1 protein-coding gene is annotated in these 13,434 nt (G+C 50.3%); it reads right to left on the bottom strand.

Annotated features, from left to right (window positions below):
* Window positions 1-6 precede the first annotated feature (6 nt).
* Window positions 7-13,434, bottom strand: a complete 13,428-nt coding sequence (locus ACKTRM_RS08625; protein ID WP_012117596.1) for a type I polyketide synthase — start codon at window positions 13,432-13,434, stop codon at window positions 7-9.

Raw genomic sequence — 13,434 nt, 5'->3', positions numbered from 1 at the left:
CCTCTCTCATTTAAATGCTTTCCAGAACATTTTTTTCGCAGGAAGCTCTTGTTTCTCCGCCGGTGCGTCAGGCTCTTTTACCAGAGCCTTACGTCTTAATGACGGTACCGGCAGCGGCTTTCTTTTCATTCGGGTGTCTTTTTCTTCCCAAGCTTCCAGAATGACGTGGGCGTTCGTTCCGCCGTCGGCAAAGCAGTTGATGGCTGCTGACGGTCTGGCTGCATCCCATTCGCCGGCTGTTTTATGAAAATGAAAATCTGTCTTTGTTATATCAAAATGCGGCATCGGTTCATCTCCTGAGAGGAACGGAACCGTTTGTTTATGCTTCAGCATTAATACGACTTTAATGAAGCTTGCGATGCCTTCTGCGCAAAGCGGATGCCCGATGTTCGGCTTAATTGACCCGATGCCGAGCGGAACATGCTGGCCAGAACGGTATACGGATTGAATCGCCTTCAGCTCAAGCAAATCAGTTACAGCGGAACCCGATCCGTTTGCTTCGATATAACTGATGTCTTCCGGCTTTTTGCCGCTTTTGAAAAGCGCGCTTTGCATGACATCTTTTTGCGCCTGCATATTAGGAGCTGACGGGCCTGCCGTTCTGCCGTCATTGTTCATGGCGGCGGCCTTAATGACCGCGTGTATCGTGTCGCCGTCTTTTTGCGCCTGGCTTACTGTTTTTAACAGCACCATGCCGACGCCTTCACCGAGGACAACTCCGCCTGAACGCTTGTCAAATACGTGAAATGCCGGCTTTTCGTTTAACAGCCCGCGCTCTTGGAACATCCGGTGCGCCGCATCCGTGTTCAGCAGGCTGACGCCGCCAACTACCGCCGCTTTGATATCGCCGCTTCTCAGTGCCTGAACGGCCATGTTCATTCCTGTCAAAGCCGATGAACAAGCCGTATCAAGCACGATGCTCGGCCCGCGCAGATCAAAAAATTGCGAAACGTTTGCCGCTAAATAATTCTGCCCGCCCGCAACGATCGGGTTGCGGGTATTCGCAAGAATTTCAGGATCAGGCTGATGCTGGCTTCGGCCTCCGATATACACACCGGCCTCTATACCCTTGATTTCTTCACGGGAATAGCCGGCATGGCACCAAAGTTTCAAGCTCTCTTCCAACACCGCCAATGCCTGAGGGTCCATCGCTTTCGCGTCGTTTTCCGGAATGAAAAAGAATTCGGAATCAAAGTGATCCATATTGTCAATCAATCCCGCAACGTATTGATTTGCATATCCGAAACGTTCCGCCGGGACGGAGCCGATTGCGGACCTGCCGCTTCTCAGCAAGTCCCAATATTGTTCTAACGATTCCGCTCCCGGAAAACGGCAGCTCATTCCCACGACGGCAATGTCTTCAGTTACGGCATCACGCTTTTGTTCAGTATGAACCGTTTGTACGGCAGCCGGAAGCAACATTTCTGTATCAGGTTCCTCCCTTTCTGCAAGCAGCGGCTGCCCATTGGATACAAGCCATTCGGCAAACGCGTCAATCGTCGGATGTTCATATAAAACAGACGGATCTAAGTCCTCTTTGAGCGCTTGATTCATTTGCTGTAAAAGCTGCGCTAAAATGATCGAATCAACCCCGTAATCCTGAAACGGTTCGTCTGTTTCCAGTTCTTCCGGAGCGATTTTCAGCTCATCGGAAAACAGTTTCACAAGCCACGCCTTCGTATCAAGAAGCAGTTCTCTGTCTGAATGTTTTTCAGCGGCTTTGCCGTTTATTACGGCTTCAGTCTCTTTTTGTTTTTTCTCTTGACAGAGCAGCCTGTCAGGATGCCATTCGCTCCGATCAACGATAGCCGGCAGAACGGACGGGCGGATGTTTTCAGATAAAATGCGGTCCAGCAAGTCAAGTCCTTCCGCGTTGGACAGTCCCAGCAGCCCGGTCTGCTTCAGGCTTTCTGTGCGGACTTCACCCAATCCGGTTTCCTTCCAGTTCGGCCATTGAATGCTGACTAACGGATATTGATGCTGATGAGCCGCCGCGAAATAATCCATGTACGCATTTGCCATCGCATAATCCGACTGTCCCGCCGCGAGCGCCGGAACGACTGCAGATACTGAAGAAAATAAGACAAAAAATTGCAAAGGATCATTTGTGAAAAGGCTGCTTAATGTTTGAAGCCCGGCGACTTTCGGTTCCAGCACTTCTTGTATATCTTCAGCAGTCTTTCTGATAAATGCCGGATTTACTGAATTAACCGATCCCGCACAATGAATGACGCCGCCGATCGGTCCCATCGTGCGCCGGATCGTTTCAATTTCCGCTGCCGCCGCATCATGATCAGACAATTTCAGACTGATCACCGCCACTTGCACTCCTTTTGCTTCAAGCTCTTCAATCGCCCGTATCTTCTCTTTCAGCCTCGTATTAACGGCTGACCGTTTATGACGGGGAGGAATCGGCTCCCTGCCTGTCAGCACTACTTTTTTCACGCCGTGTTTTTCTGTGAAATGGCGGGCGCATAAGAGACCCAGTCCCCTCGTGCCTCCGGTAATGAAAAGCACATGGTCTTCAGGAAACGGTGCGGGCTTATGTTCTGCTCGCTTCCCGCTTGGAATCTCCCTGAATAAAGCACGGTATCTCTGTCCGTTTCGGCGGCAGATTTCCGGTTCTGTGCAGTCCGCCGAAAATTCATCTGCAATCTGTTTGGCAAGCGTCTGCTGATCCGTATCTTTATCGGCATCCATGTGTCTGGACGTCACGTTTTGATACTCATTTTGAAGCATTCTGTACAGGCCGCTTTTTGCCGCGCCTGCAAGATGAATCGTTTTCTGCTGAAATGGCTCCAAGCCTTTTGTTACATATAGCAGCGTCAGCGGCCGCGCTTGCCGGCGGCTTGTATCAATCAGAGTCTGGAGCCGGCTGATCCCTTCCAGTGAAGGGTCTTCGTCTCCGCATCCCGTCAGATCGATTGCGCCATCTATGTGATTCCAATCGCTAGCTGCAGTGTCAGCGGAATCGACCGGGAGAATGAACGAGTCAGCGAAATGTTTTGCAGTCTCTTCGGCTAGCTCCGCTGTTCTTGCATCAGCCAGAATCATGACCGTCCTGCCGCTTTTCTCACCGGCCGAATCGATCTCACACGGAACCCATTGCTTTTCTAAAAGCACAGCCTCGCGCCGGTCTTCTGTTTCCTGCGGTATGACTTTCGGCTCAGGCAGCCAGTACGGCTCCTTCGCAAATGGATAAGCCGGCAGACTGATTCTGCGGGGTTTTTCGCCTTGATAGAGTCTGTCCCAGTCCATCTGGAGCCCTTTGGCCCACAATTCCGCTATTTTGGCGTATTTTTTCTTATCGAACCATGACCTCACAAGCTGCTTCAGGTCATCGTCCGTTTCAAATGCTTTGATTTCTTTTTTAGCCGTTTTGATATGGGCTTCATATATCCCTTCACCCGTATTTCCGTTTACAAAATCGGTTAAACGGCTGATCAGTTCTTCTCTCGAACCGGCTGTAACCGCAAGACGGTAATCCATCGCATCACGCCCGGTTTGAAGCGTGTACGCCATATCTGAAAGATTGATATTCTGATCGGCTTTTGCAAATTCGATCACAGACTCGGCATAGGTTTTTACCTGGGGCGCTTTTTTCGCCGACAGCACAAAAATGTTTGTCTCATCAGGCTTACGGCTTCCCCGGTCTTTCGGCTGATACTCTTCGATAACGAGATGAGCGTTTGTGCCGCTGTAGCCGAATGAGCTGACACAGGCCCGCCGCGGTGCTCCGCCTGTTTCCCAAGGTTTGAGTTCGGTATTGACAAATAAAGGCGAGTCATCGAAATCAAAATGTTCATTCGGCGTGCTGAAATGTAGGGTCGGCACAAGCTGCTGATGCTTCATCGACAGCAGAACCTTCTGGACGCTTGCTACACCTGCCGCCGCCGACGTATGCCCAATATTCGATTTAACCGAACCGATGGCGCAAAATTGTTTGCGATCCGTTTTTTCCTTAAATACAGAAGACAGGGCTTCTAATTCAATCGGATCCCCCTGCTTTGTGCCGGTGCCGTGCATTTCCGCATAGGTGATGCTCTCAGGGTGGATGTTGTGCGCTTCATACACTTGGCGCTCTAAATCCATTTGGCTTTTCGCGCTTGGTGCGGTAATGCCGTTGGTTTTTCCGTCCTGGTTAATTCCAGATCCGATAATGACTCCGTAAATATGGTCTTGATCGGCTTCCGCATCTTTCAGCCTCTTCAAAACGAGCGCCCCCGCGCCTTCGCCAGGCACAAATCCGTTCGCACTGTTATCAAATGCTTTACATTGGCCGTCAGGAGACAGCATTCCTGCTTCACACATGCTGATGTATGATTCAGGCGTTAAATACAAGGTCACACCGCCGACAAGCGCCATGTCAATTTCATGATTCAACAGCGCCTGACGCGCCAAATGAGCCCCGACGAGAGATGAAGAGCATGCCGTATCGATCGGAATGGCCGGCCCTTTCAAATTGAGATAATAAGGCAGGCGGGCCGCCGCGATGCTGAAACTGTTGCCCGTCGCGCTTCCTCCTGTCTGATGTTTGTTTAACATCATGCCGTATTCATTGTTCATAATCCCCAAATAAACGCCGCAATTTTTCCCGTTTAATTCTTTTGAGCTGTAACCCGCATCTTCAAAGGCTTTAAAACCTTCCTGTAAAAATATCCGGTGCTGAGGGTCCATAAGTTCCGCTTCAGACGGAGATATATTAAAGAACAGCGGATCAAACTCTTCAATGTCGTCAAGCATACCGATTGATCTGCAGTATACTTTGCCCTTCTTGTTTAAGGCCGGATCATAGTATTTGTTTACATCCCAGCGGGAAAGCGGGATGTCGCGAATGGCGTTTTTCGCACGGGCTAAGTTGTCCCAATATGTCTTTAGCTCCGGCGCATCCGGGTACTTGCCCGACATGCCGACGATGGCTATCGCGTCCGCTATCTCGTCTTTAGGCTCCCGTTTGGCCTGCACCGGTTCAGGTTCCTTTTGAATCGTTAATCTCTCCGGCTCGGCAGGTGTTTTCTCCTGCGGGGCATGTTGCTGCGTAAGCGGCTTTGGACGTACGGGAACCGCCTGTTTTTTTCTGCCGCGGACGGACGGCTGCGCACGCAGAAAATCGGCAAATTGACGGATTGTCGGATAATCATACACTTTCGTTACGTTACAGTCCGTGCCGTACCGTTTATTGACGGCTTTTATCCATTCAAGACCGGTAATCGAATCCATACCCAAGTCAATAAAGGCCTCATCAATATCTACTTCATGCCGCTCCATGTACAATACATCTGCCAGTGCTTTTGATAACTCGTCATGCACCGCTTCAATCGGTTCTTCCGGTTCGGCGGAAGCTGCCGTTTCAGACATCGCCTCCAGAATATCCGCTTCTGCTTGTATCACATGTTGCTTATGAGCGTTTAAAGGCTGCAGCATGATGTTTGACGGTTTTTTCACGGCCTCTGTTTTCTGCGGTTCGGTTGCTTCCTCAAGGATCGGTTCTGTCCCGAGCTCTTTTTGCAAGAAAGCCGCAAACTGGCGGATTGTCGGATAATCATATACTTTCGTCACCGTAAGGGACGTGCCGTATGCTTTATTAACAGACTTTATCCATTCAAGACCGGTAATTGAATCCATGCCGATATCAATAAATGTGTCGTCTGCGTCGATATCGTCGGCATCCATATATAAAACGTCTGCCAAACTTTCGGTCAATACGGCACTTACTTTTTCAGCGGAAACCGCCGGACGGGAAGCGGGCTGTACGGTTCTTTTCGGTTTCGCGCCGCTCAAAGTCTGCAGTGTAATGTTTGACGGTTTTTCTTTGACAGTCTCCTCGTGAAGAGTTGTTACTTCAATGACCGGTTCCGGGGCGGCCGCCGGTGCGATCGGCGCAGACTGTGTTTCGGCCGGTCTTTTGACAGCTGCATCAGCTGATGTGTCGATCCAATAACGGTCTTTTGCAAACGGGTAGGCCGGAAGACTGATTTTTTGCGGTCTGCCCATTTGATACAGCTTATCCCAATTCAGCGGAAGGCCCTTCACCCAAAGCTCTAATACCTTTGCGGCTTTGCCTTTTTCAAGCCACGCCTCAATGGTTTTTTCCATGTCCTCATCAGCCGTAAACAGCGCCATCGTGTCTTTATTCTGTTTGACTTGTCCGCGGTAGAGCTGGTCAATTGACTCCTTGCCGCCCGTAAATTCGTCAAGCTTCTCTTCAAGCTCGCGCAAATTGCTGACAATCATTCCGAGACGCTCTTCCATCGGTTCACGTCCGACTTGAAGCGTATATGCGATCCGGCTCAGATCCGCTTCCCGGTAACGCCCGCTCCGCAGTGCATCAAGAAGACGTTTCGCCCGTTTTTGAAGCCGTTGCTCATTTTTCGCGGAAAGGACGATCATCGACGGATGAGGTGCGGCAAAAGCCGTCTCCTTATCCTCATCAGCGGAATATTCTTCGATGACGATATGAGCGTTGACGCCGCCGGCTCCGAATGAGGAAAGCCCCGCGGTTCTCGGCAATTCTTTATTTACTCCATTTTCATTTATGACCGGTCTTTTCCACTCTTCAAGCGTCTGCTGCACTTTAAACGGCGTAGCGAGAAAATCAATATTCGGGTTAAGCGTCCGGGAATGCAGTGACGGTGCGAGCTGCTTATGTTTCATTTGCAGGAGCACCTTCGTCAGACCCGCGATGCCCGCCGCGCTTTCACAGTGCCCGATATTGGATTTCGCTGAGCCGATGGCACAAAACTGTTTATCTTGTGTTTGTTCTGAAAAGGCTTTTGTCAGACCCGTGATTTCAATCGGATCGCCGAGTGAAGTTCCGGTGCCGTGGGCTTCGATGTAGCTGACCGCCCTCGGATCGGTTCCCGCGTCTTTTAACGCCTGTTTGATCACCGCGGCTTGGGCGTTCGGATTCGGTACGGAATACCCGTTTGTTTTTCCATCATGGTTCACGGCCGTTCCTTTGATCAGGCCGTAAATATGATCACCGTCCGCTTTCGCTTTAGAAAGCGGCTTAAGGAGTACGGCTCCCACTCCTTCACCGGGCACATAACCGTCTCCGCCTTCTCCGAAACTTTCACATCTGCCTTTGCTTGATAAAAATCTGTTCTGGCCGAGCATCAAATATTTATTCGGATGAACGGATACATTGACGCCCCCGGCAAATGCTGCCTCGCATTCCCCGTTCCGCAAGCTTTGGCATGCCAGATGAATGGCTGTTAAAGAAGAAGAGCACATCGTATCCAGAGCCATGCTCGGGCCGTTAAAACCGAATACATAGGAAGCCCTGTTCGCAATTGATGACGGATTTCCGGTCAGCGCAAGCGATTTTCCGCGCGCCTGTTCTTCGGCTCCGTAAAGCTGATATTCCTCGTACATGACGCCGACGTAAACACCGACATTTGCACCAAGCAAATCACCCGATTTTTCCGTGAGCTTTTTGCGCGTGTAACCGGCATCTTCCATCGTTTCGTAGACACATTGCAGGAATAACCGCTCCTGCGGGTCCATCAATTTTGCATCACGGGGCGAAATAGAGAAGAATTGCGGATCAAATTTGTCCACGTCTTTCAAAAATCCTCCCCATTTTCCGTACGTCTTGCCTTCTTTATCTTTATCAGCGTCGTAATAAAGACTGTGATCCCAGCGATCGTTTGGAATTTCGGTTATGCAGTCAGTGCCTTCACTCAAATTCTTCCAAAATTCCTGAAGATTTTCGGCCTGCGGATATCGTCCTGATATACCGATTATCGCGATATCTTCACGCTCTGTCAGCTGCTGATTTTCCCGCGTGTCTGGACGGACTTGCGCAAAGCCTTTTTTGCCTTCATTCCGTTTGAAAACGGGCTTTACTTTCGCTTTCTCAGACAGCGCAGGTTTGGCTGCAGGGGTTTCTTCTGTTTTCATCCCGGTCACTTCCAGCAGCGTGTCCCGGTGTGCTTTCATAAAATACTGCGTCAGCGATTCGATATTCTGGTACTCGAAAAACAATGTTTTTGATAATGAGCCGAAGCTCTTTTCCAGCCGGCCCGTCAAATGCATAATCATAATCGAATCAATTCCGTAATCTTCCATAGGCGCCTTGGCATCAATTTTGCCGACAGGAAGTTTGGTCACTTCCGAAAGCACTTGTTTCAAGAAATGCTCCGTTTTTTCTGCAAGCATGTTCTCTCCGCTTGCTGTAAGACCCACCGGTTCTTCGGTTTCGCTGCCCTTATCCGGCTGATCATCCGCTGATTTTTTCAGAAACGCCCGGATTTTTGCGGCGTAGCCTTCCGTCACCATGACTTGAGATGTGTTTGCCGCCCACCCGCGGTATAAAGCCTGAATGCCGTTTTCTGTTTGCATAGGGACCATGCCGCTTTCTTTTGTCAGCATGGCTTCCGTTTCAGCATCAACCGTCATGCCGCCGTCTTTCCAAAGCGGCCAGCAGATTGAAAGGGTGTGTCCATAGCGTTCATTTCGGGCTTTTTTACGGTTTCTTTTTTCACTGAAGGCGTTCATAAACGCATTGGCCATCGCATAATCAGCCTGGCCCGCGCTTCCGGCGCTTCCGGCTCCGGAAGAGAAAAGAATCAGAAAATCAAGCTCAATGTCCTTTGCCGCTTCATCAAGATGAACCAGCCCGGAGACTTTCGGCGCCAGTACATCACGGATTTCATCTTTGTGCTTTTTCAGAATATAGTTGTCTTTTATCGTTCCGGCGCTGTGTATGATACCGTTTAATCCGCCGTACTGCCGACAGATGTCCGCTGTGAGCGATTGAACTTCTTGTTTTTCCGTCATGTCCGTTTGTTTGTACACAGCTTGCGCGCCGAGATCGGACAGTTCTTGAAGCTGGGCTTTTTTACGGTTATCCAACAGAGAACGCCCCGTTAAAATAAGAACGGCGTCTTTTGCATGTCGGGCGATTTCTCTGGCGAATAAAAATCCGAGTCCGCCCGCACCGCCTGTGATCAGATAAACACCTTTATCCTTCCACGGCTTTTCGGCGCCGAACTGTTCAAGACCCGTTTCCTGCCATTGTGCCGTATAGCGCCTGCCGTTTTCATAGCGAATATGCTTGTCATCAGGATGAGCGCTGCATTCTTTTACATATCGGGACAGCGTGTCTGCCTTGACGTCCGGCTCCGTTTCAATCAGCTGGCCTGTCAAGTTCGGGTTTTCAAGCGCCGCTGTTTTCAAAAGCCCTGTTAAGCCGCAAAGGAGCTGCGTATCCGCTTCTTGAGGCACGACAATCTGAATGAGCTCGCGCCCGCCGGAATTTGAAGCGAGGATTTTCTTCACTTCTTCGAACGCCTGAAGCGCACAAGCTTCAAACCGTTCGTCTTCACTCTTATGCTGATCACGGAGCACATGACAGCTGAAGTCCGTCTGTATGCTGTTCATTTGATCCGTAAACCGGTCAGATATCATCACGTGACGGGCTTTGAAATGGATCGGCGCTTCTTCATGTACAGCGGCCTTCTCTTCCCATACGTGTTCAAAATAAAGTGTATCTGTTTTATCCGTTTCAATTTCCCGTGCGGAATAACCAGTCATTTTCACACATACATTGCCTTGTTCGTCACATACATCAATATCCAGCTTCTGCACGGCATCTTCAGGCTTGCTTTCGCCGCTGTACGCAATGGAAACCCACATATCGCTTTTACAGCTTTTCAACACATCAATCTGTTCGAGAGCAAACGGCAGCATCGGCCGTATGTCAGTCCCGTCTCTGTCAAGCATTAACCCGATTGTCGCGTGGAAGGCCGCATCCAAAAGGCTCGGATGGAGGACAAACTGATCTTTTGTATGAGAAATAGATGACGGGAGTGAGAGCTTCGCGAGCACTTTGCTGTCTTTTGCATAGATTTCCGTGACCGCTTTGTGAGCATCCCCGTATTCAATCCCCATTTGTTTGTATGCCTGATAGCAAGCGTCAGGTGTGATCAGCCGGCGTGACTCTCTTAATTTGTCAATCTCGATTTTGGCCGGTTCGCCCGCTCGGACAAACGCTGCGCTTCCTTGCGCATAGAGAACGGGCTCTTCTTCCGAGGAAGCCGATTCACTGTAAACCGTAAATCCCATCTCCCCATTTTCTTCGTCATAAAGACGGAGATACAGATCTGCGGACTCATCCGCCGCTGTAAACGGACGTATCCATACGACATGTTTCAGACGGACTGTTCCTTCTTCCTTCGTTTCTGCCGCATGTTCAACGGCCGCCCGGACCATTTCCAGATAAGCCGCGCCCGGTAACGTCCGCTCGTTTTTGACGACGTGATCTTTCAGGAAAAATTCTCCGCCGCTAAACGAGGACCGAAAACGGACGCCTGACATGTTTGATACATTTTCATGCAGGAGCGGATGCAGCATGCCTGCATTTTTTTGCGGCAGCGATTCTCTTTTCTCCGCCTTCGGTACCCAATACCGGATTTTTTCAAACGGATATGTCGGCAGGCTGATCCGATTCGGTTTGTTTTCACCGTATAAGAGCTTCCAATCCATCGTTCCTCCGCCGGCCCACTTTTCGGCAATCATCTCCAGACTTCCGGAAGAAAGCCATTTATGTATCAAGTCCGGAGCAAGCTCTGCCTGTTTGCTTTTATCGGCTCGGTTCCGCCAGCACCCGCTGACCGTTTTACCCGCCAGAAAGCCTTCCAGCCGCTCTTTGAGCTGTGTCATATTCTGAGCGGTGAACACAACCCGCTCCTCCATCTGTTCACGGCCGATCTGAAGTGTATACGCCGCATCCTCAAGCGGCAGGCCGGGATGAATAAATGCAGACAGCTTCGCAACATACTCTTTTAGCCGTTCTTCATTCCGGGCTGAAACCGGGAAAATGAATGTCTGTTCTTCTGCCGGTTCAGCATTTGTTCCGTGTGATTCTTCAGGGATAAATTCCTCCAGAATGAGATGCACGTTTGAACCTGTCGCCCCGAAAGAGCTGATGCCCGCACGCCGGGGATATACGGTTTCGTTTCCGTTTTCCGTCACTGATGGCTGCTGCCATGCTTCGGTATGATGCTGGACGTAAAACGGTGATTGTTCAAAATCTAAATACGGATTCAGCTCCTCCGAATGAAGAGACGGCACCAAAGTTTTATGGTGAAGCTGCAGGGCAACCTTGCTTAAGCCGCTGATGCCCGCAGCCGATTCCGCATGGCCGATATTGGACTTCACGGATCCGATCGAACAGAACTGTTTGTCCTGTGTGTACTGGCGGAACGCCTTGACAAGGCCTTGAACCTCAATCGGATCGCCGAGAGAAGTTCCCGTCCCGTGCGCCTCAATATAACTGACCGTGCGCGGATCGATGCCCGCTTTGTCCAGGCATTCTTCAATCAAATCAGCCTGCGCGACAGGACTCGGCACGGAAATTCCGCTCACTGTCCCCACGTGATTGACGGCACTGCCCTTTATCACCGCATAAATCCGGTCGCCGTCTTTTACCGCCTCTCGCAGCGGTTTTAATAAAACGGCACCGATTCCTTCAGCCGGTACATAGCCGTCTCCGTCTTTCCCGAATGTATGACAAACCCCGTCTGTTGAAAACATGTCCCATAAACCGTATGTCAGATATTTATTCGGATGCAGCGACAAGTTGACGCCTCCGGCAACCGCCGATTCACATTCCCCGCGCCGAATGCTTTCCGCAGCAAGGTGAACCGCAGTCAGCGAAGATGAACAGACCGTATCGACCGCCATGCTCGGCCCGTGAAAATTGCAAAAATATGAAACTCTGTTTGCGATTTGCGCATAATTAAGAGAAAGCGGGAATACATGATCTTCAGAAGAAGCTTCAGCCCCGACCAACGTATAATCCTTATGCATCACCCCTGCAAAGACGCCGACGCGCTGTCTCTTATTCCGTCCGCGCGCCTCTGCGAGCGACTTCGGCGTATATCCGGCATCCTCAATCGTTTCCCAGCATGTTTGTAAAAACAGCCTTTCCTGAGGGTCCATTGTTTCAGCTTCCCGCGGCGTAATCCGGAAAAATTGGGGATCAAAGCAATCCGGATCATCAATAAATCCGCCCCATTTTGAGATGCTCTTTCCGGAAGGCGACTTTACATTTTCAAACCGGCGCCAGTCCCAGCGAGACTCCGGAATTTCGGTGACACAGTTTTTTCCTTCTTTCAGGTTTTCCCAGAATTCATGAATATTTTCGGCCTGCGGATAGCGGCCGGCCATGCCGATAATCGCGATATCTTCATCTTGCGGAACACTGCTTTTCCGTCTTCTCTCTGTTTGCGTCTCAACCTGCTTCTCCATTTTTGCCGGAGACGCGCTGAAATGGCTCCCGTACTGCTCAGTCAGGAAAGCTGCCAGCTCTGCTGCCGTCGTATATTCAAACAGCAAAGTCGGAGAAAGGGTTTCGCCGATTTTTTCGCTGATCGTTTCGACGACGTCAAGCAGTCCGGACGATGTCAGCCCCATTTCATAGTAGCCGACTTGAGAATCAATCTGTTCAAGCGGCTTGCCGATTTTTTCCGCCATCAAATTCATGACATACCGCTCTGCTTCCTCATGCGGGTGTCCGCCTTCAAGCGATGCCGCAACTTCCGGTAAACCGGCTTTTTCAGGAGACTTCTCAGCAGTCTTTCGTTCTGTATTGATCAGCTCGGCGTCCCGCACGAGCTTGCTTGTGAAATCTTTCAGCTCGGCTACTTTCCGGCCGGATGCGTTAAAAAACTCCAGTGTAATGTAAATGAGCTCCTTTTCCTGCCGAAGCGACGAACGTTTGATTCTCGTGATGCAGCCGGCCTGCAAAGGTTCGGAAGCTGTAAAAGATTCGTAGAAAAGAGGCAGAAACAGCCTCTTTTCCCCATTTAACAGCGATGAGATCAATAGGTTTGCGCCGACGCCGCTTCCGTCAAGGAGAGTCGGATGGAATAAAAACCCCCCGGCCTGTCCCATCGCGTCTTTTCCGAGCGATACATCAAAGGTGACGCCGTCCCGCTCCTCAAACACTTCTCCTTCTGCTTTCATATATCCGCTGTGAACCAATTCCTGGCTTCTGCATTGTGCATAAAGCTCATTTAAATCGATGGTGCGTTCCGCCTCGCGTTTGACAGAGTCAAGATCAAGCGTTTCACTGAAAATTGCGGGTGCCGTCTCGTGCATTTCCGCTTTGACGTAAATACGTTCTTCCGGCTGTACTCGTCCGCCGCTGACCTCAGCCCCTTTTGCGGTAAGTTTCCAGCGCCCTTCTTTTACCTTTGTACATTCAACCGTAAGCTTGACGGCGCTGTCTTCTTTCGCAATAAGCGGCTGATATATGGATAAATGGCGCAGCTGAAGCCCGTCGTATGAATAGCCGCGCTCTTTGAAAATCTGATAAAACATATCAATATAAGCCAATCCCGGAAGGACTTTTTGTCCGTAAACGTCATGATGTAAAATAAACGGATTTTTCAGCGATAAAGTGATTTGCTTATTGAAGTTCTTCAC

The organism is Bacillus sp. D7-8 (assembly GCF_052055895.1).
Taxonomy (GTDB): Bacteria; Bacillota; Bacilli; order Bacillales; family Bacillaceae; genus Bacillus; species Bacillus velezensis.
Note: the sequence above shows the minus strand (reverse complement) of the source record. Positions and strands in the feature narration are given on the sequence as shown.